Source organism: Calditrichota bacterium, assembly GCA_014359355.1.
In the GTDB taxonomy this organism is placed as follows: Bacteria; Zhuqueibacterota; Zhuqueibacteria; order JANLFK01; family Oleimicrobiaceae; genus Oleimicrobium.
The window spans coordinates 1-25,470 of sequence record JACIZP010000033.1 but is presented as its reverse complement, the minus strand read 5'-3'; the positions used below and the strand labels follow the sequence as shown (position 1 = coordinate 25,470).

Below are 25,470 nucleotides of genomic sequence, written 5' to 3'. Positions count from 1 at the left end.
TGGCGACGAAGCTGAAAGATCGCGACATCGAGGTGGAGTTGACCAAAGGGGCGCGGGAACTGCTGGCCACCAAGGGCTTCGACCCGGTGTTTGGCGCGCGGCCGCTGCGGCGGACCATCCAGAAGATGGTCGAAGACCCCATTGCCGAGGAGATCCTGCGTGGCCGCTTCGGTGACGGTAGCCGCATTCGCATCGGCCACAAAGGGGGCAACCTGACTTTCACCGAGATCGGTCGCAAGCAGGTGCGCCGCGAAGGCCCACGCGAGGAGGGACGGACCGAGGCGGTGAGCAATTGAGGCCTGCATACGGGGGCGGCAGGCACGAGGACTCGTTCCAGGACGCCCGTCCGAGCGACAATTATGGGACGGGCGCTCTTTTTTGCCGGCAGTGCGGGTGGCTTCTGGCTCGACCCACGCACCGAGCTCACGGGTCCAAGAAAGACTTGACAATTGTCGGGCGGTTCCTTACATTTAGCCGCCCGGTGAAGAATGGATCGCGCCGAAGATGATTTCTGTGCCCCATGCTGCATTCATCGCTGATGCGCACCTGCGCGGCGGCGGTAGCGCCACTGAACAGGAAAAGAGCGCCCGGCTCCATAGCTTTCTCGCACAGGCGGCACCGTGTTTCGCCATGCTGTGCATCTGCGGCGACCTGTTTGACTTCTGGTTCGAATATCGGCACGCAGTCGTCAATCGCTACTTTCGCACGCTGTGCGCTCTGTCCGAGCTGGTGCGGTCAGGTACCCAAGTGCACTACGTGGCGGGCAACCACGATTTCTGGATGCGCGATTTCCTCACGCGCGAAGTGGGCGTGGCCGTGCACCCGCAGCACTTGCTGGCGATGGTGGCCGGGCAGAGGGTCTTTGTCTCCCACGGAGACGGGCTCTACGCCAAGGATCGCGGCTACCGGCTCTTGAAGCGCGTGCTGCAAAACAGGATAGCCACGGCCCTGTACCGGACGGTCCACCCCGACGTGGGGGTGCCCATCGCCGAGTTCTTTTCGGAGCTCAGCCGCAACCATGGCGCGCAGCGGGAATTCTCCGGGCAGGAGGATTATCGCGCATTTGCGCAGCAGACCCTGCGGCAGGGGTTCGATGTGGTGGTGTTGGCTCACACCCATGAGCCAGTGTGCCAGCAGCTTGACGGAGGGGTGTACCTCAACCCAGGGGACTGGATTTCGCACTTTTCTTTTGGCGTAATTGACCAGGGAGGGGTCTGGCTCAAGGGTTGGTCAGCGGAGCAGGGTGCGGCCACCCTTGTGCAGGTGGCACTCCCGGTGGCTGAGCGATAACCGAGACTGCTGGGCAGCGCTTTCGGTCGCCGTGTCCCAGCAGCTTGCTGTTGCCGGGGGGAGAGGTCTTGTGACGAGATTGCGGAAGCGTGCGGGCGCAGCCCCGCCACTTCTTGATAGAGAGGCTTTATGAAAAGGAAGTTCAGACGTTCACTGCAGGCGACAGTCTCGCGCAATAGCGGCGAGGAGCAACGTGGGCCACGATGGCGGCGCCCGGTGGCGATAATGCTGGTCGTGGTCATCTTGGGCTTTGCGGCATACCTGCTTGCCCTCACGCGGCAACTGCCCTCGTTGAAGCAACTGGAGGAGTACAGTCCCGAGCTCTCCACCAAGCTGTACGCGGCCGATGGGCAGGTGTTCAAAGAATTCTACGTAAAGAACAGGGTGCTGGTGCCCTTGGCGAGCATGCCGGACTATGTGTGGAAGAGCGTACTGGCCTCGGAAGACCATCGCTTCTTCCATCATTGGGGAGTGGTGCCGCAGCGCTGGGTAAAGGCCGCCTTCAGTGGCGTGCTGCGTATGCGCACACCGCGCGGGGTCAGCACGCTCACGCAGCAGTTAGCCCGCGATCTCTACTTGACCAAGGAAAAGTCTATCAGCCGCAAGATCAAAGAGGTCTTTACCGCGATCCAGATCGAGCGCACCTACAGCAAGCGCGAGATTCTGGAAATGTACCTGAATCAGTCCTACCTGGGGCCGGGTGTCTATGGCGTGGAGGCGGCTGCCTCTTACTATTTCGGCAAGCACATCCAGGAGGTCACCTTGCCCGAGGCAGCGCTCCTCACCGCCCTGCTGCCCAATGCCGGGTACTATTCGCCCTTCAGGTACCCAGAGCGCGCCCTGAGTCGCCGCAATCTGGTCTTGCGGCGCATGCGGGACCTCAAGTACATCAGCGAAGAGGAGTACCGGGCGGCAATAGAGGCCCCCTTGGGCGTGGTGAGCCGCGAGCCGGTGGAGCAGGAGTTAGCCCCTTACTTTGCGGAGCACGTCCGGCGGGAGCTCATTGCGCGCTATGGGATGGACATCTACACGGGCGGCTTGCGCGTGTTCACCACGCTGGACACCAGGGTGCAGGCGTGCGCCAATCGCGCTATTGCTGGTCACATCCGCACCGTGGAGGCGCGGCAGCGCGCCTGGATTCTTGCCCATCCGGAAAGCGAGTTCGCCAAGCTGGTGCCGCCTTCGCTCCTCAAGAAGACCGGGCTACGGACGCTCATGCGCGACCGTGCCTTTGTGGACTCGCTGCTCAACGAGAAGGCCAAGGTGCAGGTGGCACTGGTGGCCCTGGAGCCGAGCACCGGATACATCCTGGCCATGGTGGGTGGGCGCGATTTTCGCGAATCGGAGTTCAATCGCGCCACACAGGCGCACCGCCAGCCGGGCTCGGCCTTCAAGCCGTTCGTCTACCTGGCGGCCATCGACAATGGCTACCCGCCGTGCTATGAGCTGCTCAACCAACCGGTGGTGCTGGACGTGCCCGGCGGCAAGCGCTGGACGCCGTCCAATTACGACGGCTCCGTGGGAGGCAAGACCACCTTGCGCGAGGCCCTCGCCAGATCGTTGAATCTGGTGACCGCCCGGTTGATCCTGGAGGCTGTTCCCCCCGAGGTGGTGGTGGAGTACGCCAGGCGGCTGGGCATCAGCACGCCGCTTTCGCCGGTGCCGGCCTTAGCCCTCGGCGCAGAGACGGTCATTCCCTTAGAGATGGTGGCTGCGTTCGCCGCCTTCGGCAACAAGGGTGTGCTGATGCGCCCGCTGGCGATCCTGCGCGTTGAGGACAAATTCGGCAACGTGCTGGAAGAGTACCACCCGGTGCCGCAGGAGGTGCTGTCCGAGCGGAGCGCCTACATCATCACCGACATGATGCGCAGCGTGTTGGATATGGGTTGGGGCACGGGACGTCTGGCGCGCACGGTGTACGGCTTCACTCGGCCAGCCGCAGGCAAGACCGGCACCACCAACGAGTTTTCCGACGCCTGGTTCATCGGCTTCACGCCGCAGATTGCCGCAGGCGTGTGGGTGGGAGTCGATGACCCCTCCGTGACCCTGGGCGGCGGTCAGTCCGGCGCAGTGGCGGCCCTTCCTATTTGGGCACCCTTCATGAAGGCAGCCCACGACACCTTGCAGCTCCCGGTGGAAGACTTTGTCATGCCCGAGTCGGTGGTGCGGGTGGAAATCTGCAACGAGACCAAGCTCCTGGCTACGGAGAGCTGCCCGGAGATCGTCTCGGAGGTATTCCCGCGCCAACAGGCCCCGACTGCCTACTGCAACAAGCACAGCGGCGCCCCGTTGCGCGACCAAGGTGCGCCTGACCAGGCCAGCAAGCGGAAAATCCGTTTCTAAGCCAGAACTTTGCAAGATGGGGGATGGGGTCCTGAGTAGCTAACCCACCACGAACTTTCCTCACGAGCATTCGGCGGAGAGACACATCGTGCGTCCTGACCACGGGGAGAGGGGCATGAGAGTCCGGCCGACGAGGCAAGCGGTTTGGCCTCGCGGGTGAATTGTTGCCCTTCCGCACGATGAAAGCATGTGCGCCGCGTCACTAAAGGAGGGTACACCGATGAAGTGGCCCGGAGTCGCTGCACTGCTGGCTTTGGTTATTGGTGCCGGCACAATGGGGGGCGCCCGCAGTTCGCCTCAAGAGCCGCTTGCGGTGGTGGCCACCACCCCCAAGGGGCCAGTTACCTCGCTTGGCGACTGTCGCAGTATCGTGGTGACTTTCAACCAGCCGATGGTTCCCCTGCAGGCCCTTGGCGAGGTGGCGACCGAGGGTCCCTTACTCATCGAACCGCCTCTTGTCGGCACCTATCGCTGGCTGGGCACAACCTCGCTCGCCTTTGTGCCAAGGGATACGCTGCCCTATGCCACGCGCTTCACGGTGAAGGTGCCGGCGGGCGTCACGGCGCTGAGTGGTGAGGCCCTTGCCCAGGAAGTTGTATGGGAATTCGAGACCCCGCGCCCCCAGCTCACCAACGTGCAGCCGGAGGACGGCGCTTCTGGGGTGCTGCTGGAGCAGGCAGTGGTCCTGTTCTTCAACATCCCCATGTCGCCGGCCAGGGCTACGCCATATCTGAGCTGGAGGGAGCAAAAGACCGGGCGCCCCGTTTCCTTTACGGTTTCACATCCCAGTGCTCAGGAGCTCCAGGGCGATTGGCGCGTACGAGGCGACAGTTCCACCGTCCTCATGCTGTGGCCGAAAGCGCCCCTGCGGCGCCAGACCGCGTATGTGGTTGTGCTCAAAGAGGGGCTGCTGGCTGCCCAGGGCTCTCTCGGTCTCCTGCGTGAGCAAAAGATCAGGTTCCAGACGTACGGCGACTTACGCCTCCTGGAGCTGAAAGAGCAGATAGGTCACGACCCGCAAGAGCCGCTTTCCTTCAAATTCAGCAATCCTGTTACTCCTGCTGACCTGGTCAGGCATCTCCACTTTGCGCCGCCAGTGGAAATCCCGGAAAGGTATTTCGAGCGCATCTACTACCTGGAAACTGTGGATCTGTGGTTTCCTCTCCTGCCTGACACGGCTTACCAGGTAGTCATCGATGATTCACTCACCGACGTGTACGGCAATCGGTTGGTGGGCGGGGCGCGACTGCGCCTGACCACCGGACCCTACTCCAGCCGGCTGATCATGACCTCGGGCCCAGGCGTCTTGGAGGCACTTGGCGACCGTCGGTATCCCATGGAGTACGTGAACCTCCCCAGCGTGCGGCTGCAGTTGGCGCGGGTGGTCCCCGACTCCCTCATCCCTCTTCTGCTCCAGCCCGAGCTGTTCAATTCCAGCTTCACCAGACCGGCGAGCTCTTTCCTGGTGGATCGCATCTGGAAACTGCCGGGGAAGCGCAACGAGCGCAAGTTAGTGCCCATCAACGTGGACTGGGTGCTGGCCGGCGCCACCCACGGGCTGGTCTTTGTTCAGGTGGACAACCAGCTGCCCGACCCCCGTCACGAGGTGTGCAAGGCCCTGCTGCAAGTGACCGAGCTGGGCGTCACCGCCAAGTTCTCGCCCTATGACGTCTTGGTGTACGTGACGCGCCTGGCCGACGCCTCCCCCGTTTCAGGAGCAGTGGTCGAGCTGCGGGGCGATGACAACCTGGTCTACTACAAGGCGACCACTGACGCGCAAGGGTTGGCCACTGCCCCCGGCTGGAAACGGCTGGGCATTGTGCCGAAGCGGGCGTGGGAGAAGCCTCGGCTTTGGGCCCTTGTGTACCACGGACGAGACGTGGCCTATACGGCCTCGGATTGGGGAACCGGCATCTACCCCTACCGGTTTGGCATCGAGTATGACTGGCAAGCTGAGCCGCAGCGCTTTGAGGGAATCCTGTTCACCGACCGCAGCATCTATCGCGTCGGCGATACGGTGCACGTCAAAGGCGTCATTCGCGAAAAGGTGCGAGAGGAGTGGCAGGTGCCGGGACGACTCCGCCCGCAGGTCAAGGTCTTCGACTCGCGTGGCGAAGTGGTCTGGGACCAGCCCGCCGCCCTGAACGAGTTCGGTTCCTTGGCATTCGACTACGCAGTGCCCGAGGAGGCTCCCCTTGGCTACTACCGGGTCACGGTGGACTCTTCCCGTGCCAAACCGCCACAGGGGGTATATGTGCAGCCAATTGCCGAGGGCGTGTTTCGCGTGGAGGCATATCGTCCGGCGGAGTGTGAGGTGAAGGTGCGCACCGAGCGCGCGCAGTACATAGTCGGCGACACTCTCCAGGCAACGGTCACAGGGGTCTACCTGTTTGGCGGGGCTATGTCACAACAGCCAGTGGAGTGGTGGGTGCGCCTCTACCCGAGCAGCTTCACGCCGCCCGGCTACGACGGCTACTTCTTCGGCGTCCAAGAGTGGATGATGGAGGAGGAAGAGCAGGCAGCAGAGCCGCGCACGCGCCTGCTTAGTGCCGGTCAGGGCAAACTGGACAACACCGGGGTCCTGCGCATTTCTGCACCTCTCAGCGGCCTCGGCCTCAAGTCTCCCATGCAGGTCACCGTTTCCGCTGATGTGGAGAGCGCCAGCCGCCAGCACGTGAGTAGCTCTGCCAGTGCCACGCTGCATCCCGGAGAGTTTTCCATTGGCATACAGCTAAGCTCGACGATGGCGCGGGAAGGACAGCCGCTCAACTACAAGGTAGTGGCCCTTGACGGCGAAGGCAAAGTGGTGCCAGGGGTGAAGGTACGGTTGACCCTGGTGAAGCGGCAACACCATTCGGTGCGCAAGGCCGGCGTGGGCGGGCGCTACGAGTGGATCAGCAAGGCGGTGAACACGGTGGTGGATTCGGCATACGTGGTGACTGGCGAGGAGCCACGGCAGCTTTCCTTCCTGCTCACCAGTGCGGGGAGCTACTTTCTCTGCGCCGAGGGGCTGGATCGTCGCGGCAACCAGGTGACCACGTGGGCGCCTGTCTACGCCAGCGGCAGGGAGTACGTCGCCTGGGAGAGGCGCGACGACGACCTGCTGGAGCTGGTGCCCGAACGCGCTTCCTACAGGCCAGGGGAGGTGGCGAGCATTCTGGTCAAGTCGCCCTTCGAGGAGGCAGAGGCACTTGTCACCGTGGAGCGGGAAACGGTCCTCCGCCACTTCGTCCGCCACGTGAAGGGCACTGCCCCACGCATCGAGATCGCCCTCCAGGAGCAAGATCTGCCCAATGTTTTCGTTTCGGTCATTCTGCTCAAGGGACGGACTGCCAGCCACGTCTTCTCAGCAGAGGGTGAAGATGTGGGGAGACCGGCCTTCAAGATCGGCTATGTGGGCCTCACTGTCGATCCTGGCACGCGCCACCTGCAAGTGGAGGTGCAGACTGACCGCACGTCCTACCGCCCGGGCCAGGAGGTGACCGTGAACGTCAGCCTGCGCAACGCGGCCGGGTCCCCAGTCAGCGGCGAGGTGACGCTGGCAGTGGTGGACGCTGCGGTGCTGAACCTCACCGGTTACCGCTTGCCCGATCCATTCTCTGCTTTCTACGGACCGCGCCCGCTCAGCGTGCAGACTGCCGAGACGCGGCTGCACGTGGTGGAGCAGCGGAACTATGGCGAAAAGGGCGAGGATCGCGGCGGCGATGGCGGCGAACTTCGGGGAGTTGCCGCCCAGGCTTTGCGCTCGCGCTTTGTCCTCACGCCGTACTGGAATCCCGAGCTGCTCACCGATGCCAACGGGCAGGCGGTGGTCAAATTTCAGCTGCCGGACAATCTGACTCGGTTTGTGGTCATGGCCGTGGCGCAGAGCAAGGACAGCCGCTTCGGTCGTGGCCAATGCGAGTTGGTCGTAAACAAGGAGCTGATGGTACAGCCAGCACTGCCGCGATTCGCCCGGGTGGGAGACGCCTTCGAAGCCGGGGCGGTCATTCACAATCAGACGGCAGCTCCTGGCGATGTGCAGGTGGCCGTAGAGGCCGAAGGCGTGCTCCTCAAGGACAAGACGACGGTACAAGTCACTGTCCCCCCAGGACAGGCCAGAGAGGTGCGCTTTCCTGTTGAGGTGCAAAAGACAGGCATGGCTGCCTTCACCTTTTCCGCGCGCATGGGCGGGTTGAGCGATGCCGTGCGCGTGGCAATACCCCTCCAGGAACCGCAACCCAAAGAGAGTGTGGCTACTTCCGGGCGCACCGAGGGAAGAGTGAGCGAGGCGGTAGAAGTGCCGGTGAACTCTATGCCCGGCATGGGCAGTCTGGACGTTTGGGCTTCCTCCACGGCCATGACCGAACTTGCACCGGGTGCCGAGTACCTGTTCACCTATCCCTATGGCTGCCTTGAGCAGCGCACGTCTTCCGTGCTGCCCATGATAGTTGCGGGCGACTTGGTGAGGGCGTTCGACTTGCCCGCCCTGGCAGGTGCCGATTTTGCCGAGGTGGTCAGCCGGACCCTGAGCGAGTTTCGGGCCTACCAGCTCCCCGACGGTGGCTTTTCCTACTGGCCGGGTGAGCGCCGGGTGGCGCCCTTCGTGTCGGCCTATGCCCTGCAGGCAATGGTCGAGGCCCGCGCCCGCGGCTACAAGGTGGACGAAAAGGTCTTGCGGCAGGGCCTAAAGTACTTGCGGGCCTTTCTTCGCGAAAAGCCGGGGGCCTCGCCCTATACACTGCCAGAGCGCGCATGGCTGACCAGCAAGGTGCTGGCGGCGTACGTGCTGGCGCGGGCCGGCGAGCCCGACAAAGGATACCTGGATCACCTGTATGAACAGCGTGGGCGCTTGCCCCTCTTTGGCAAAGCGATGCTGCTCAGGGCACTTGCGGCTGCCGGCGTTGCCAAGGAGCGCCAGCAAGAGCTCGCCGAGGCTCTCCTCAACAGCGTCCGGGTGGATCCCACCTCGGCACACTTCGAGGAAGAACAGCCTGGTGAGCTGGTGTGGATTTTCCATTCGGATGTGCGGACGACGGCAGTGGTGCTGGAGGCACTCTTGGAAGCCCGCGGCGGCTTCCCCCTGGACCACAAGGTCGTGCAGTGGCTGATGGCACAGCGCAAAAACGGGTTGTGGCGCACCACGCAGGAGAACGTGTTCGCACTCATGGCACTGGCCCGCTATTTTGCCATCTACGAGAAGGAGCCGGCCAACTTCAAGGCCCAGATACGCATCGCCGGCAAGAGTGTGCTCAGCGAAACCTTTGCCGGACGAGAACTGGCAACCAGGCGCGCAACTGTGGGCCTGGATGAACTAACCAAGGGAAAGCGCCTGCCGGTGGACGTGCAGAAGTCAGGGACGGGTCAGCTCTACTACGGCCTGCGCATGAACTACTACCCCAGCGCTCCGTTGCCCACCAGGGACGAGGGACTCACCGTGGTCAAGGCGATCACTCCACTCTCCGGACAGTCGCTGGGGCAGCCTCTCTCCTTTGCCCCGGGAACGCTGCTCAAGGTGGAGCTCAAAGTCATCACGCCGCAAGGCCGGACCTTCGTGGTGGTGGATGATCCGTTGCCCGCCGGGATGGAGGCGGTGAACATCTCGTTGCAGACCGCTGCAGCCGAGGCGGAACAGGTCGCAGAACTGACTTCCGGCGCATGGGAGGAGAGCACCTGGGGTGGCTTCAGCCATGCGGAGCTGCACGACGACCGGGTGTTGTTGTTCGCGGACTACTTGCGTGCAGGGGTACACACCTACACCTACCTGGCGCGCGCCACTACCATCGGCGACTTTGGCATGCCTCCCACCTGTGCAGCGCAGATGTACGAACCGGAAGTCTTTGGCAGGCTGGCAGGCACGCGTGTGACCGTGCGGAGCACAAGGTAGACCGTCGCGCGGCTTCCGGTGCGACGGAGCAAGGCCCGGTTTTGGGAGCATGTCGAGGCCAAAGTTGAAAAGTTGGGTGGCACGGGGCGGGGCGGGCGTCCTGGCATTGATGGCCCTGGCGCTGCTCGTCAGCCCGCTGCCACGGGACTTGGCGGAGCGGAAGAGCGGCAGCAGCCTGCGTCTCACCGACCGCCAGGGCAGGCTGCTCCAGGAGCGCGTGCTCGGCTCTGGCGGGCGCGGGCAGTGGGTCGAACTGCGCGAGGTCTCGCCGTACCTGGTTCAGGCGACGATTGCGGTGGAAGACCATCGCTTCTTTCAGCACTGGGGCGTCGATCCGCTGGCGGTGATGCGCGCGGCGAGGCAAGCGCTCGGCGCCCGGCGCGTCGTGTCCGGCGCATCCACTCTCACGCAACAACTGGCCCGGGCGGTGTACCACCTTCCTCGCCGCTGGTGGGCAAAGCCCGTGGAAATGGCCTTGGCCCTCAAATTGGAGTTAGCCCTCAGCAAGGAGGAGATACTCACCCAGTACCTGAATCGCGTGCCGTACGGCAACGGAACCGTCGGTGCGGAGGCTGCTGCCCGGCTCTACTTCGCCAAGCCAGCCCTGCACCTCAGCTTGGCGGAGGCGGCGCTCCTTGCTGGACTGCCCCAGGCGCCAGCCAGGTATGACCCATATCGAAACTACGGCGCAGCTAAGCGCCGCCAGGAGCTTGTGCTGCGGGCGATGCTGCGCTGCGGAGCCATTGACAGCGCCCGGTTTGCTGAGGCCCGCGCCGCAGAGCTCACCTTCAGCCCTGCGGAACGCTCCCTTGCTGCCCCGCACTTCTGCGACTGGCTGCTCGTCAACCGCAAGGCCCTCCACCTGCCCGAGGCGGGCACCGTGCGGACAACCATCGACCTCTCTTTGCAGCAGAAGCTCGAGCTGCTGCTGCGCAGCCACGTGCGGCTGCTGGCCGACAAGAACGTCACCAATGCTGCGGCTGTGGTGCTGGACAACCGGGACGCCACGCTACTGGCCATGGTCGGCTCGGCCGACTACTTTGACGAGCTGAACCACGGGCAAGTGAACGGCTGCCTTTCCCTGCGCCAGCCAGGTTCTACCATCAAGCCGTTCACCTATGGCTTGGCGCTCGAACATGGCCACACCGCCGCCGATATTCTGCCGGACATCGAGACCCACGCAGCCACCGCCGGAGGCGATTTTCGCGTCCACAACTACGATCGTCTCTTCCATGGGCCGGTGCGCCTGCGTGTGGCTCTGGCCTGTTCCTACAATGTGCCGGCCGTGCGCCTGCTGGAGGAGCTGGGCACCGAGCTCCTCCTGACGAAGCTGCGTGCCGCAGGCTTTGCCAGCCTCACCAAGCCGGCCACTTACTACGGCCTGGGGTTGACGCTGGGCAACGGCGAAGTGTCACTGCTGGAGCTCACGCGGGCCTACTGCGCTCTGGCTTGTGGCGGCATACTGCGCCGGGAAAAGGTGTTGCTCGGCCAGCAAGGTGCCGATTCCTCGAGGATCTTCTCCCCGCAAGTGGCCTACCTCCTGACGCACATCTTGGCCGACCGTGAGGCGCGGGTCGGGGCCTTTGGCGAGGGAAACGCCTTGGAACTGCCCTTCCCCTGTGCGGCAAAAACGGGGACTTCTAAGGACTATCGGGACAATTGGGCAGTCGGCTACACCACGCGCTACACCGTGGGCGTCTGGGTGGGGAACTTTAGCGGCGAGGCGATGCACAAGGTGTCGGGAATCACCGGGGCCGGACTCCTCTTCCGCGACATCATGCTCCTTCTCCACCGCGAAAGCTGGCCAGAGCCCTTTGTCGCGCCGCCTGGTCTGACGGAGCGGGAAATCTGCGCGCGCTCCGGGGAATTGCCTGGCCCCTACTGCCGGGGCACGGTGCGGGAGGTGTTTATCGCCGGCACAGAACCCACTCGTACGTGCGCCGTCCATCAGCCATTTGTGGTGCACCACCAGGAGAATGGAGCAGGGGGCCGCGCCGAACTGCGGGTGTATGAGGTCTGGCCAGCTCTTTACGAGAGTTGGCTGGTGGAGGCAGGCGTGCCCAGGCCACCGCGCGCTTCGCTAGGCCAGAAGCCGGAGGGTTCTTCCCTTGACCGGCAACTCCCAGTCATCACCTTCCCTGACAACGGCGACATCTACAAGATCGACCCGGTGCTCCGGCCCGAGTATCAGACCCTGTCCCTCGAAGCGGTGCTTCCCCAGGGCGTGAAGACTGTCTCCTGGTGGGTGAACGACTCCCTCTTGTGCACGGTGGCCCATCCCTTCCGCGCGCGCTGGCGACTCGTGCCAGGCAGGCACTGCTTCCAGGTCAAAGCGGAGACCGAGCACGGCGTGGTAGCCAGCCGCCCTGTGCACATCCTGGTGCTGTGAAAGTCGCTTTCAGGTGACCAGGCGGAAGAGGCGGCCACCTCCCGCTTTCAGCAACACCGCCAATGCGCGTGAACTCTCCTCTGGAGCAAAGCGGACGACCTGGCGCGTGACTCCTTCTGGGGCGATTTCCTGCAGGCCCTTCACCTGGCGACTGAAAAAGAGCTTCGGCTTGGCCCCCCTGCTGTAGTTGCGATTGACCACCATGACGTACTGGTCCCGCCTGCTCTTGCCCCGGAAGAGCCCCAGCGTGACGAAGTCACCATCGATTCTGTAGACAATGCCCTGCAAGTTGACGCGCTGCCCTCCGGTAGGCACCGGGTCGCTATGGTACACCGCCACAGACCTGGTGCGCGACAGGACTGGCGACCATGCTGCCACGGTAGCGTTGATTTCGGCAACGGCGCGGGCCGCCGGTGGCAGAGGGCCGCGTGCGGCACCCCAGGCACGCAGGGTTGCCCAGTCGAGCACGTACTCTACGCCAGTAGCGCCATGCGCCAAAAGGCACATCGCCTGGAAGCGCAGGTAGTTATCGCGCGGGCCCATGTCGTCGCTGCCGTGGGCTTCAAAGACCGTCCCCCACCAGGGAAGTCGTGCGGCGAGCGCCGCCTCCCTGGCAGCAGCGAGATTGGCAAAAAAGTCCGGCGCCGGTGCCCCACCCTCGATTCCCTGTTGGTCGAAGGGGATGACTGGCGGGCGGACAATGGCAGCGAACTGCTCCAGCGGCTGCAGAGTGTAGCGCACCGGGCGGCGCGTTTGGTCAGGCCCGTAGCCGGTCAGGCCCACCAGCACCTTGTGCATGCGATCGCGGGAAGCCAGGTGCTGCCTCAGGGTCGCGGCGCGGCGGAAAAGCGCGGTGTCCGCCACAGTCCCCAGCCAGTAGCCCGCGCACGCCGGGTGAGGCGCCAAGCGACCAGCCATCCGCTCTGCCTGAGCCAGAGCAGAGTCGAGGGGAAAGTCCCAGGTGAGCAGGCGCGGGTCTCCCACAAAGAGCTTGAGGCCGACCTTCTGTGCTGCATCCAACGCGGCCCTCAGTGCCGTCTCGTCGTGGTGCGTCACGATAGCGACAGTGAACCCCAGCGAGGATAGGGTCGCCACCGCTTCGGGCAGAGGTTCGGAGCCCTGCGGGGCGCGGGCAATAACCGCCACCGGCTCCGGTGGCCTCTTGCCGCATGCGGCGAAGAAGACCACCACAGCCACGACTACGCTGAGCGCGAAGCAAGTGCCGAGCGGTGCCACTCCCGGGCGAGGTAGCCGTCCGCGCCCCCGGGCGACGCTACGGCGCAAGCACGCTGAGCGCACGTTCTGCCGCCTCCAGCAGTGGCTGCGCCGAAAGAGGTGCGCCCACCGCTGCCCGCATCCAGGCCTCAGGCGTGATTGACCCCAGGCGACACATCCGCTCCATTTCCTGCCCCAGGTTCTTGTTGGCCAAGTACTGCTCGATCTGGAAGGCGATGATGTGCCCCAGCGGGTAGTCCGGCAGGTAGAGGCCGGCATCAATCATGTGCGAATAGATGGCCAGCAAGAGCTGATCCCTTTGGCCAAAGACCGGGGCATAGAATTCGTTCCACACCTCTTTGGCGATGGCGATGGTGGCTTCCTTCAGTTCGGCGGGCTTGGCGTTGGGGTGCTCGTACATCCAATGCCACACCCGCATGTCCACCAGCGCGACGCCGGCGATCTCGTAGGTGGCCCACAAGTTGTCCAGCGTCCGCAGGTGCTCAGCAAGGGGATCTTTCTGCTTCAGGCCGAGCAGTTCCAAGTCCCGCGCCTGGAACACGAAGGCAAAGGCCTCGGTGAAGGCAGTGTTGGGCACGCCGCGCAGCAGGGTATGGTCCACCTTGTTCAGCGAAAAGACCTGTTCGCAGTTGTGCCCGAGCTCGTGAATGGCGATGTTGTACCCCTTGTAGTTCATGCCCGTGGGCGGGATGCGCGTGCGCAGATGGGCTTGGTCTGCCCTGCGGCCCGGTTCCCAGGCGTGTCCGGGTCCGCGCGCCGGGTCGACGGTGATCTTTTCGCTCAAGAAGCGCGCCTGCTCGGCGGAAAAGCCGAGCTTCTGGAGAATCCTGGGCATGTCCTCCTCGAAGGCGCGCGCATGCGGATAGCGCTTGCCGACAATCTTGTCCAGCTCCGCCTCGCTGTAGGCGCTGCGCGGCTTGAAGCCGTTGTACCAGATGTCGAACGGCTCCAAGGGGCGCCCCAGCCTCTTCTCAATGAGCCGAGCAGTGCGCGCCACCGCCGGAGAGGTCAGGACCTGCTTGAAGAGCTCCTCCACGGTTGCTTCCGGGATCTCGCGGTCACGTTGGAAACGACGGTCCATGAGCGTCGGCATGGTGGGATAGTATGGGTCAGCCTCGCGCTCTGCCTGAAAGATCTTCAGGAGGTGTGCGTAGCGGCGGTCGGGCTCCGGTGTGCTTTCCACCTTGGCCGGAGGCGCCGCGCCCTCCACGTCCTGCACTGCTGCGGGTGCAACCGTGTTGCTCACCGGCTTCCAATCGACCGCCGGGTTGTTGATGACCACGGCGGGGATCTCCTGCGTGATGATCCGCTCCATGATGCGTTGAATCATCCGCTGCCGGGGTAGCCCCTCTGGGTTGGCGTACTGCGCCTTCAGCTCATCGCGCAGGTTCCAGTGGCTGATGAGCTTCATGCCCGCGGGGAAAAGCCGCTCGCCCTCCTCGGTCAGCACGTGGTGCATGAAGATGTTGTAGTGGTTGATGTAGTCGTCGGCGCTGACGTAGGCCTCGCTCAGACGCTGGTTGATGGCCGCCGGCACGCGCGCCGCAAAAGTCTGCACTAAGCGTGCCTGTGCCCATTGCTGACGGGTCCACTGCGGCCCCAAGGCAAGGCGCTCCTCCAAGCTGAAAAGGGGGAAGTTCAACAGCGCCACGAAGGCAATGCGCTTTTGAAAAAGGTCTTCCATGACATGGGCCGAAGGGGAAAACTCCGCGAAGAGGTAGTCAATGGGCAAGATCGGCCCCACGTCCAAGTCCAGGGGCTGGCGCAGCTCCCGGCCCATCTCGGCGAAGTGACCGAAAATACTTTCAAAGTTTCGCTCGTACCGTTCGGTGATCTGGGCCAGGGTTGCGGTGTCGCCGACAAAGTGCTCAGTGCAGAAATCCATGAAGGCCTCGGGAGGGCCGTCCTGCTGCTGCCACATTTGGGCCACCTGGCGCACCCCGCGTTCGATGCGTTGCCGCTGCGCTTCGCCGTGCTTGTTGACCAAGTCCGCCACTACGGCGGCGATGTGCCGCTCCTGAACGTAGTGCATATCGTTCACTCCTACCTTCCTGATGCACGAAGGTGCCAACCAGAGCATGCTCGCAGTGAAGATGACAAAGAAGATCCTCTTACTCATCACGTGGACTCCTTTTGCGATGAATCCCACAATTGCGCTCCTGCTTCGGCAGGTGCCTGCCATGGCGCGATGGTGGCGGCCCGCTATGTCCTTAGCCGCCGGGTTCTGTTGGGCTTTCTCCGGCGTAAAAACTGACCACCTTGCGGGCGAAACGGCGCAAGAGATCGCAATCACCTGCCGACTTGTCCGTAAAGACGACCAAGATGAAGCGGGCGCCGTTCGGCAGTTGGATAATCCCGGCATCGTGGCGCTTGCTTTCCACCAGGCCCTGCTTGGACCACAGCCGGGCGCCTTTGGGCAGGACACCGGCAAGGAATTGGTCGTCGGGATCGGGCTTGCGCTTCATCAGCTTGAACATGGCTGCACAGGCCTGCCGGCTCACCACCTTGCGCTGGTCAATGAGATAGAGGAGCAACGCTGTCTCGTCGGTGGTCAGCTTATTGCTGTTGAGGTAATTCGGGCCCTCCGGCGGCCCGAGGAGCTGCAGGTCCCGACCAAATGGATCGCCGTCCCAGGTCTTCTGGCAGGCATTGACGCTGTCGAACCCTATGCTGCGAAAGTAGCGGTTCATCCACGCGCGCTTGTAGGCGAATTCCTCAAAGGCGATGCCATCCAGCGAGTCTCCCGCGGCGGTGTTCGTCAGGCGGTCCACGATGCGGTTGGTGGCCTGGTTGTCGCTGATCCCGATCATGAGCTCCAGGTCGCGACGTAACGCGCGATCCAAGCGGAGCATACCCTGTTGCACCTGGTGGAACACCGCCACCATGTAGAAGGCCTTGATGACGCTCGCCGGGTAGACCTTCTCGTTCCCGTGATAGGACGCCAACTTGGGAAGGTGTGGGTCCCTGAGATCGATCAGCGTGGCCCACAGGCTGCCTCCCTCGGCCTTAGGGTTGTCACACTCCGTCAGTGCCTGCTGGGCCGCTGTGCACAACAGCTCCTGCAAAGGAGCCCATGGTTGTGGCTCCTGCAGCGCCTCTCTGGTCGCCTCCTTGGGAATGCTCTCGGAAGAGCAAGTCCACGGGGTGCAGGAGAGCGCAGCCGCGCAGGTGGTCCCCAAAAGGATTAGCCAAAGCCGTGTGGCCACCTTTGCCTCCCTTCTATTCGGCGGAAAGGACGACGTGCAGCCCACCAGGTGCCCGGCAAAAAGCGCCGCCTCATCCCGCGCGCCGGCGGTACCACCGTGAGACATCAATGGGGATGGAGCGCGCCTCTCAAGGGGCCTGGCCGCCGAAGATGACGCCTAACTTGAGCGACAGGCCGCCCATTTCCCCGGCGGTGAGTCGATACAGCGACGAGCCATAACGAAACGTCAGGTCCTCGGACACGGGCAACAGGTATCCCGCCCAGGCTTGCAGGGCCGCAAACTCAACCAATTGCAGGTGCAGCCCCACACAGGGCTCCAAGCAGAAGAACCCCTTGTCGGCTTTGTGACTGCCTGACTCGTCCTTGACCTCTACCTCGTAGCCGCCGCCTCCAATAACGCAGCCTACCGAGGTGGTCAGCCTGCCGCGCCGGTTAACGTACTCGGCAAGAAAGCCCCCGTAGCCAAAGGACACTTCCAGCGATCGTTCCTTCCCGTTGATCAGCGCTGAGCTGCGCAAGGAGGCACCTGCACCAAGGCCCCCGATGCGCGAATGGCGAAAATAGGCGTAACCTGCACCGCCTGCTCCGCGGAGGTACGAGCCCAGTGCCGGCACGCCGACCACTCGCGCCAGTTGATCCATGCCTTTACTGCTGAAGGTCTGGAAATGCAAGAACGGTCCGCCGCCGCCCCCGTAGACCTCTGTTCCATCGGCGTACGCGTTTGCCACGCAGCACAGCACCATGGTGCATGCGCACAGCACGGGAGCCCACCGCAGATGTTGGGTTCGCATGCTTCCTCCGCAGTTTGTTGTCCGTTTGCGCCCCTCGTGCCCCACAAGCGAGCGCAAGTTAAGATAATTTTGCGATTTTGTCAAGAGAAAATGCGGAGCTCGTTTGGAGGGGACAGGCATCCCCTCGTGCCGTGGCAGCAGCTCGTAGCCCAGGCCCAAGCTGGCAAGGCCAGACCTTGCACCTGCTCCCGAAAGGCTGACGCAGAATCTCTGGGTCTAATCGAGGGCCAAGCGCGGCAAACCGCCGCTGCGCACCCGCATGGATCTGCATTCCCCGTCTGAGCAAGGATGCCCGCGCCCCAGCCACCAGCGGCTGCACGCCGACGAAGGGTTGACTCGAAAGAGAGGCAAACCGCGCCGGATCCGACCTTGGTCACTTCTGGTCTTTGGTCCTCTCCGCCCCGGTTTGCTCGAGGATCTTGCCCTGAGGAGCTACCCGCACTTCCACCTCTTTGTGCTCGGCCGTAGTGAGCACCACCTCGTAGGCGGAGAGCCTCTCCTCTGCCCCCTTGACCTCGGTTTCTTCCATCACTTCCTTCAAGGTGGACTTGGGATAGCGCTGCTCGATGGCCTGGCGGACGGCCGCGGGGAGGTCCCCTGCCTCGATGGCCTTCTCGTAGTTGATGTAGGTCCCGTCCTCCCTGATGTCCGCCTCGCACTTGCGGTCGCCCTCTTTGAATTCGATGTCGTAGACGACGGCCCCGCCTTCCTTAGCCCTGGTGCACTTTTCGATTTTCGCGTCCGGGAACTTGGCCAACAGGGCCTCCCTCACTGCCTTAGGGATCATATCCTGTGTGACCGGGGTCTCCTGGGCGCAGGCCAGAATCCCAAGACATACGAACGACGCGAGAATAGAGACAGGCACGATGAACTGTCGCATGGCTCCCTCCTGGAATTGAACCAAATCCCGCGTAGAGCAGTCGAACTGTCACTTACGAAGGACAAGTGCTGTCTGGTCATCCTCATCCATCGTGATCTGCTTGATACGTGAGAGGCCAGACGCTCGCTGCGCAACCAGCGCCAAGGACTTCACATCTTTGAGCACGGGCCTGGGCGGTGAGTTTCGTGGCTCGAACGCAAAGCGGAATAGGCGATGTTTCAGCGACGCCAGGCAGACGTTGAATAGTAGTCCTGTCCATCTTCGTGCGGGGCCGGAACGGTGTGTTTCATCTTGACTACGCTTGTTGAGCTTGATTCTGGAGGTCCAAACGGCCAGTCCGGTGCGAGCGGTTCTTAGGTACCCGTTTTCGCGCCCTCACCTTTCAGGATCACGTCCTGAATTTCGCCAGGGTGTCGTACTACCGCCCAGCGCCAACGACCAAAGCCGCCGTGGTCATTGACCGCCTGCACCCACTCATCGAGATAGCGGTGTTTGACGCGATCCTGCTCGTCCTCTTCGCCTTTGGTTTCCAGGATGAGCATCTCGCCATTGGTCAGCCGCACGAGGAAATCGGGCCGATATTTGCGCACCACGCCCTGGTAGAGATAGGCGATCTCGAAACCGAGATGGTCATTCTTGACCCAGGCGGCAACGGCGTCGCTGTTTTCCAGGGCAAAGGCATCGGAGGCCTCCCAGGTGCTGTCGTACACACAAACATTGATGTGGGACTTCTTTGTCGTTTCATGAGGCTTGCCTGTGTACCAGGTGCGCATCTCGCCTGTGGAACGGATCGGATGGTCTCGATCAAAGACCGGGACAAGCAGCTCGGTGTTCTCCTGCCGTACCGCCTCCCACACATGCTGTACCACCCGCGACATGTTGAGCGTGATGATCAGCCGGCGGCGCAGTTCGTCCTGATTAAAGAGCGACGGGGTGATGCGAATGCGATCGGAGCGGATGAACTCCTCCACGATCCGCACCAATTGCGCCAGCAACACCTCGCGGCTCCCTTTCCAGGTGTGTTTCATCTGGTCGAACACATCCCGTGCCGTTTCGAAGATGATCCGCTGGGTGCGGAACTCGCGTGCCAACCGTTCCAATTCGATGCGGTTGATCTTGGTGACGTCCGGCTTGCCTTCGAGAATCGGCGCCAGCTCGGCTAGTTGAGCGGTCCGGGCCGCGTCAAGCTCCAGCGGACGGACCCGCGACCGATCCAGCTTGAGCACCGGCTGAAATACGCGCTCGATTCGCACGACATTCGGCCACCGGATTTCGAACTCCGCCTTGGCTGGATTGGGTTCGACGGGCGGGTTCGTCCGAGGCGGTGGAGGTGGGCCGTCTCCTCCCCCTTCGTGCGGCAGAAAGGTGAAGGGCACACCGAAGATGTTCACATACTCCGGCTCGAAAAGTCCCGTTTCCTGGTTCACCTCGTATGACGTGCGCCGTAATCCTCGTCCTACCACCTGCTCGCACAGAAGCTGCGACGTGAAGGCGCGCAAGCCCATGATGTGCGTCACCGTCTTGGCGTCCCAGCCCTCGGAGAGCATGCCGACCGAGATGACGTTTTGGATTTTCTCGCCCGGCTGACCGACTTTGCCGACGGTATCTACCATTTGCCGGAGCAGTTCGGCCTGTTGGGCTTTTGTCAGTTTTGGGCTGATTGGCTCAGCCTCTTCAATTGGCTCTTCATCCTCCTCGTTACTCTCTGCGCTTATCGGCGCGACCGGCTCCTCCTTCGCCTCGGCCTCGGCCAGCACCTTCGAGTCGATATGCAGGATGCGTTCCGGGTCGCACAGCTCGTCAATATGAATGCGCTTGGAATCGAAGGCGTGTTTTACCCGCGCCGCTGTCTCGGTACGGTTGCAAACGGTGATCATCACCGGCGGGGTGGGCAGACCGGCTGCCTGCCAGGCCTCGAGCGTCTCGCGCCAGTCGTAGCCGAGCAGGTAGTAGGCGTTCAGCACCAGGTCGGGCAGCGCTTCGTGCGGTTCAGCGCTGCGGTTCAGGTCGTCTTTCACGTCCGGGTCGTTGTAGATGTGGTAGAGGCGCGAGCGGTAGGTGCGGGCGTCGGGGACGGCGTCGTCGCGGATGACGACGCGCGGGGTCTTGACCAGGCCCGATTCGATGGCGTCGTTCAGCCCAAAGTCGCTGACGATCCAGCCGAAGAGCGCCTCCTCGCTGCTCTGCTTTCCCGAGGGCGCAAACGGCGTGGCGGAGAAGTCGTAACACTTCAAGATACCGCGAGAACGGTGTAGCCGGTCCAGCCCACCGATCCATACCGTCGCCTCGGTGGCGCTGTCCTTCAAGTCGCGCTGACGCTGGTACTTGCCGATCGCCTCCGGGTTCACACGCCAGGCGTGATGCGCCTCGTCGTTGATGACCAGGATGTTGCGGGCATTGGCCATCTCGCCCAGCACCTCGCGGGTGTAGGCTTCGTCGCTCTTGGGGCCGCGTTTATCCACGCTGCGCTTGCGCTGTAGTTGTTCTTCGCTTTCCCAGGCCAGGGCGTGCCAGTTGCGCACCAGCACCCGCCCCTGACGCAGTTTGTCCAGCAGAGCCGAGGGGACGATGTCGAAGGCTTCGTAGTAGTTGCCCTCCGCCGTAGGGTAAAGCACTTCCAGGCGTTTTTTGACCGTCAGCCCCGGCGCGATGACCAGCACGTTTTTGGAGAAACGGGCATCCTGCGGATTGGCGACCTTGTTCAGAATCTGCCAGGCGATGACCATCGCCATGACGATGGTCTTGCCGGAGCCGGTCGCCATCTTGCAGCATTGACGGATGAACTGGCCGCCGTCGCCGGGAATTTCGATGCCGGTGCGCTCGGCGGGGGTGGCCTCGGTCAGCCAGATGAGCGTTTCGATGGCCTCTAACTGGCAGAAGAAGAAACGCCGCCGGTCGAAATTTTCGGGGTCGGTCCAATGTTCGAGCAGGCGCTTGGTGATGCTGGTGACGCCAGGATGGCCCGCCTGGCGCCAGGCCTTGACGCGAGGGCGGATCTGATTGACCAGCGGAATCTCGACAAAGATGCCGGGGTCGTCAAAGGATTTGGACCCAGGCGTTGCCACTACATAGCCTGCCGGGCGACGACCCTCCACGAGGTCAAATAGTTTGGTGGCCCGGTCGTAGCGCCAGTGGTAGCGCGGCTCCTCGTAGGGGGAATTGACGATCAGGCGGTCAATGGTCGCTTGCGCCATCAGCCTCCCTCCGGCGGTACGATAGTTTCCAGCGCGGCAATCAGAGGTGGGAGATCCTCCTGGACTGTATCCCATACCTTCACTAAATCTACTTCGAAATATCCATGAACGAGACGATGCCGCATACCGATGATTTCCGGCCAGGGAATTTGCGGGTGTGCCGATCTGGTCTCTTCTGTAAGTCTCGCGGCGGCCTCGCCGATGGTTTCGAGGGCTTTTAGCACCGCCAACTGATGCACGCGACTGGCCTGGAATTGCTCTTGGGTCAGGTCGGTGACGAAAGTGACTGCGTCGCGAGCCGCAATCAACATGTCCAGCAAATAGGCGTCATCCTTCCGCATAGATTACCTCCGCGGTGCTCAAGATTGCCTCTCGGCGCAAGTAATTGCGGCTTTGCTCAATGCTCTTCTTCTCGATCAAATCCACCTCTCGCCCCAAGATGCCTTTTAATTCCTCTTGCATTCGCACGAGGTCAAACAGGGTTGGAGTGGCATCGGGCAGAAATTCCACGAGGACATCCACGTCGCTGTCCGGACGAAAATCGTCTGTGAGTACCGAACCAAAGAAGGCCAGGGAGCGGATATGATGACGCCGACAGAAGGCCGCCAGACGTTCCCGGTCAATCTGGATGTTCTTCATCATTCCACCTCCAGCACCTTCAAACTCTCGATGCCCCGGTCGTCCACGATCTTGACGGCAATGCGCTTGTGTTCGCCTGGCTCAAATGGGAGCGATACCGTGCCGCGGTAGGCCTCGATGCGCTCCTCGTCTATCTCGGCCTTGAGGTTGCGCGCCAGCTTTGCCCAGCCTTCGCCGTCGCCGGCCATCGGGAAGAAGACCTGGCGGGGGTAGAGGCTACGGCCGTCATAGTCGGTATCCAGCATCCACACGGCGATCTTGTCCGCCCCACCCGATTCCACCTGGCCGGTCTTGGTGTTGTAGTAGTCGAAGCCGTGCACCTCGACCACGTACTTGCCGTCCTTGTCCTTGCGCACCTCCACGTCGGGCTGGCCGATGAGCCAGAATGATTCATTGCTGGCACGCTTTTTCTTGAGGTCGTCGGTCAACAGGTCGGCGTTCATCTGCGCCTTGAGGAGCGTCACGCCCGGCCAGTTCGTCTCGTCAATGTCCTTGGCCGCTTCCGGGTCGAACTGGAAGGCGGCGAAGACGATGAGCTTTGGCCTGGGAACCAGTGTCTGCGCCTCTTCGATGGCTTGGGCCACCTGGCGCTGCTCCAGAGGTGCGTGCTCCGGCCCGAAGGAGACGACCACCCGCATCGGGGTGTAGGCGGGTGCCGGCTCGCGGACTCGGTCAGCCCCCTCGTCGCTGGGGCGGGTTTCACCCTCGGCGTGGAGCCAGCGGCAGCCGGGCAGTGGTTCGAGGCGCGCGAAGCGGATGTACTGTCCGCTCTTGCCGCGGATGCCGGTGCGCAAGAGTTCATCGCGCCACTCGGCTTGGCGCAGCGTCTCCCCCGAGCGGGCGATGGAGGCATCCGCCGGTTGCGGCTTCTCTTCTAGAATCTCATCCGGCGATCTCACCGCCGGGGCGGGCACGGCCTCCACCGTGAACGGCCCGGTCACGCGCACCTTCTTGCGGTCCACGAAGGGCTGGTCGTAGAGCGTCTCCTGCGGGGCGTGGCGGGCGATGGCTGCATCCATCTCCTTCTGCATGGCACGACGAGCAGCGTGGAAGGCTTCGAAAGGTTTGCGCGCCTGCTCCGGCCAATCCGCCGGAAACTCAAAGGGCACCTCCCACTCCACCAGCTCGTTGACCTTGACCACCTGGCCGGCGGGCATGGTAAAGGTGGCGCTATCGGGCGCGGCGAAGTCCACGAACTGCCCGGCGCGCCCGCCTTGCGTGACCTGGAATTTAATCGGCTTACCCTTGAGCGCGGCGTTGAGGTCGGCGAGCGCCTGTTCGATGGCCGGGTGCATGCGGGCATAGATGCCGTCGATCTCCGGGTTGTTGGCGATGGACTTGAGCGTCACATGCGGCACGGTCTTGTACTTGAAGCCGGAGCCGACGCCCTCTTCGGGGTGCGCCAGTTCGTAGTAGTCGAAGACCGCGGTCATCAGCCGCTGGCGGGCGAGGGTGAGCGCCACGCGCGAGGTATCGCAGGTGATCCAGCGCCGCCCCCACTGCTCGGCGACATAGGCCGTCGTCCCGCTGCCGCAGGTCGGGTCGAAGACCAGGTCGCCCGGGTCGGTGGTCATCAGGAGGCAGCGTGAGACAATCTTGACGTTGGTTTGAACAACATAGACTTTCGGCTCACTGAAGCCAGCTGCAGTGTCACTCCAACTATTCTCAAGCTGTATCAGCGGAAAGTCATTGTGAAACTGTCGAAAATATGGGTTCTTGCCTAATACAAACACGCGATGAGCTCTGGCCAAAGATTTCATCCCATCCGGATGTGTTCTCCAACTCTTTCCGCTCAAAGGCTTGTATGTTGCCCCTGCGTACTCAAACTCATATGTACAGGACGGCGTGTAACCCGAAGATGTCAATACAGACCTCTTGAAAACCCGTCGCTGCTCTTCTGTGGTAAGCGCCCGAATATCATCAGTTGACAGATTTCGAAAATCCCCAGATCCAGTATCAAGATAGGTAAACTCTGGTTCGCTTTCGATTGGACGTTCTACAAACAAGGGACGGAACTTCATTAACGACTTTGTCCGCGCGTACCAGATGATGTAGTCAAAAATGCTTGCCAAGCCTTTCTGTCCTAGAGGACTCATACTGCGGTAATTGATTTGTGCCACAAAATTCCCCGCCCCAAACACCTCATCCATCAAGCACCGCACGCGGTGCACGTTCTCATCGCTGATCTGCACGAAGATGCTGCCACTCTCGGTGAGGAGTTCCCGCGCCAGCAGCAGCCGGTCGCGCAGGTAGGTGAGGTAGGAGTGGATGCCCAGTTCCCAGGTGTCGCGAAAGGCGCGGATCTGCTCCGGCTCGGCGGTCAGGTCCTCGTCCTTGCCGTCCTTCACGTCGCGCTTGTTGACGAAGGGCTGAAAGTTCGAGCCGTACTTGATGCCGTAGGGCGGGTCGATGTAGATCATCTGCACCTTGCCCGCCAGACCCTCTTTTTCCAGCAGCGAGTTCATCACCAGCAGCGAGTCGCCGGCGATCAGGCGGTTGCTCCAGCCGTGGCGGTGCTGGTAGAACTCGATCGCCTCGCGCAGCGGCTCGCGGCGCTCCTCCTCGAACAGCCCCAGTTGAATCGGCCCTTGCTCGCCGTTCTTTTTCCGCACGGCTTCGAGGATGGTGCGCGGCTCGATGCGCTCGTGGACGTGTAGGGAGACGGTCGGCACCTCGAAGGAGGTATGCTCGGCCTTGCCCGCCCAGACCAGTTGCGGGTCCAGGTGCGGATCGTAGGCGTAGGTCTTTTTCTGCTGGCCGGCGTCGGGGTCGGTCTCCGGCGTCACCAGCCCCACCGGCGGGTTGTTGACGCGCTTTTTGTCCCGATGCTCGTAGGATTCGATCGGGCGCTTGGTTGGTGTTGTCTGTGTCTTTCGTGCCATCAGGCCCTTCCTCTGGTTGTCATTGGCCCTCCGTCGCAAGGCTAACGGCCTCGAGCTCAGCCGCGCCGCCGAAGCGGACGCCAGTCGGAAGCGCTGCTTGGGGCGTTACCTTTGACGACTGGGCTTCGTCAACCATCATCACAGGTGGGGGCGAGCAGCTCGCGAGCGGGGCCGACCTACGGTCACAGACTCGCCCCCTCACGGAACGTGTCATAGGCCTTTAGCGTTCCCAAAACCAGAAGAACGAGCCCAACCACCACCAACCAGAAAGCAATACCGGATAGAACAGGGATGGTCACGAGATAAGCCAGGATTCCAAGCACGCCGAGAATGACGGTGACCCACCACGTGGTAATCTTGGGTGCGCTGAGTTTCATCGTCTCCACCTCCTATCCTCTGGTGACTGTGGACTCTCCTGGCCCCGTGGTCAGATGACCAGTCGCGGAGAGTTCGGCAAAGATTCAGTAGGCCATGGGCTACGACTCGTCCAGCTTTCCCTGGTGGCGCAACGTCCAGCATCACTGGCGGCACGGAGCGCCGTCCGCTGCAATTGATTGTTAGGTAAAGGCATTATCAGCCTATGCTGTTTCGAATTGCAAACTCTTTAGCATCTCCACTGGGACACGCTTGCTCAGTCCGAGTATCTCAATGCCAACCACGTTGTCGTTTGCATCATAGTCAAGAATCACGCCCGGCCTAATCTCCTCGGACTCGACAATGGCTGATTCGTCGAGCCGAAAATACAAAGCATCATT

At 62.5% G+C, this 25,470-nt stretch carries 16 protein-coding genes; 5 read left to right on the top strand and 11 right to left on the bottom strand.

What is annotated here, in order from left to right; all coding sequences use genetic code 11:
• The 5 genes from H5U38_01525 to pbpC form a co-directional block, all read left to right on the top strand.
• Positions 1-296, top strand: a 296-nt coding sequence (locus H5U38_01525; GenBank protein MBC7185694.1) for an ATP-dependent Clp protease ATP-binding subunit, incomplete at its 5' end; no start/stop codon positions are given.
• A gap of 208 nt (positions 297-504) precedes the next feature.
• Positions 505-1,290: a UDP-2,3-diacylglucosamine diphosphatase gene (locus H5U38_01520; GenBank protein MBC7185693.1), complete on the top strand. Its 786-nt coding sequence runs from the start codon at positions 505-507 to the stop codon at positions 1,288-1,290.
• A gap of 129 nt (positions 1,291-1,419) precedes the next feature.
• A complete protein-coding gene (locus H5U38_01515; protein ID MBC7185692.1) occupies positions 1,420-3,633 on the top strand; it encodes a PBP1A family penicillin-binding protein in 2,214 nt (737 codons plus the stop codon).
• Between the two features lie 220 nt (positions 3,634-3,853).
• Positions 3,854-9,499 carry an Ig-like domain-containing protein gene (locus H5U38_01510; protein MBC7185691.1) on the top strand — a complete coding sequence of 1,882 codons (5,646 nt, stop codon included), beginning with the start codon at positions 3,854-3,856 and terminating at the stop codon, positions 9,497-9,499.
• 64 nt (positions 9,500-9,563) lie between these two features.
• Positions 9,564-11,888 carry a penicillin-binding protein 1C gene (gene pbpC, locus H5U38_01505; protein MBC7185690.1) on the top strand — a complete coding sequence of 775 codons (2,325 nt, stop codon included), beginning with the start codon at positions 9,564-9,566 and terminating at the stop codon, positions 11,886-11,888.
• A 9-nt stretch (positions 11,889-11,897) separates the two neighbouring features.
• Here pbpC and H5U38_01500 read toward each other — a convergent pair whose 3' ends face one another.
• The 11 genes from H5U38_01500 to H5U38_01450 form a co-directional block, all read right to left on the bottom strand.
• Entirely contained in the window at positions 11,898-13,187 is a 1,290-nt protein-coding gene (locus H5U38_01500; protein ID MBC7185689.1) for a hypothetical protein, read from the bottom strand.
• Positions 13,162-15,243 carry a hypothetical protein gene (locus H5U38_01495; protein ID MBC7185688.1) on the bottom strand — a complete coding sequence of 694 codons (2,082 nt, stop codon included), beginning with the start codon at positions 15,241-15,243 and terminating at the stop codon, positions 13,162-13,164. The genes H5U38_01500 and H5U38_01495 overlap by 26 nt, the downstream gene beginning before the upstream one ends.
• Before the next feature lie 91 nt (positions 15,244-15,334).
• The gene (locus H5U38_01490) at positions 15,335-16,330 is read right to left on the bottom strand and encodes a serine hydrolase (GenBank protein MBC7185687.1); all 996 of its coding nucleotides are present in this window, start codon (positions 16,328-16,330) and stop codon (positions 15,335-15,337) included.
• Positions 16,331-16,457: 127 nt separating this feature from the next.
• A complete protein-coding gene (locus tag H5U38_01485) occupies positions 16,458-17,120 on the bottom strand; it encodes a hypothetical protein (protein MBC7185686.1) in 663 nt (220 codons plus the stop codon).
• A gap of 373 nt (positions 17,121-17,493) precedes the next feature.
• Entirely contained in the window at positions 17,494-18,000 is a 507-nt protein-coding gene (locus tag H5U38_01480) for a PepSY-like domain-containing protein (GenBank protein MBC7185685.1), read from the bottom strand.
• A 353-nt stretch (positions 18,001-18,353) separates the two neighbouring features.
• Positions 18,354-21,194 (bottom strand): DEAD/DEAH box helicase family protein, encoded by a 2,841-nt coding sequence (locus tag H5U38_01475; GenBank protein MBC7185684.1) that lies wholly within the window; start codon positions 21,192-21,194, stop codon positions 18,354-18,356.
• Positions 21,194-21,535: a DUF86 domain-containing protein gene (locus H5U38_01470; protein MBC7185683.1), complete on the bottom strand. Its 342-nt coding sequence runs from the start codon at positions 21,533-21,535 to the stop codon at positions 21,194-21,196. Before H5U38_01470 ends, H5U38_01475 begins: the two co-directional genes overlap by 1 nt.
• On the bottom strand, positions 21,522-21,836 hold the full coding sequence (locus H5U38_01465) for a nucleotidyltransferase family protein (protein MBC7185682.1): 315 nt from the start codon (positions 21,834-21,836) through the stop codon (positions 21,522-21,524). Before H5U38_01465 ends, H5U38_01470 begins: the two co-directional genes overlap by 14 nt.
• A complete protein-coding gene (locus H5U38_01460; protein ID MBC7185681.1) occupies positions 21,833-24,715 on the bottom strand; it encodes a site-specific DNA-methyltransferase in 2,883 nt (960 codons plus the stop codon). The genes H5U38_01465 and H5U38_01460 overlap by 4 nt, the downstream gene beginning before the upstream one ends.
• Positions 24,716-24,897: 182 nt before the next feature.
• Complete coding sequence (locus tag H5U38_01455) at positions 24,898-25,092, bottom strand: hypothetical protein (protein ID MBC7185680.1); 195 nt, start codon at positions 25,090-25,092, stop codon at positions 24,898-24,900.
• Positions 25,093-25,293: 201 nt separating this feature from the next.
• On the bottom strand, positions 25,294-25,470 hold a 177-nt coding region (locus tag H5U38_01450), incomplete at its 5' end, for a DUF2283 domain-containing protein (GenBank protein ID MBC7185679.1).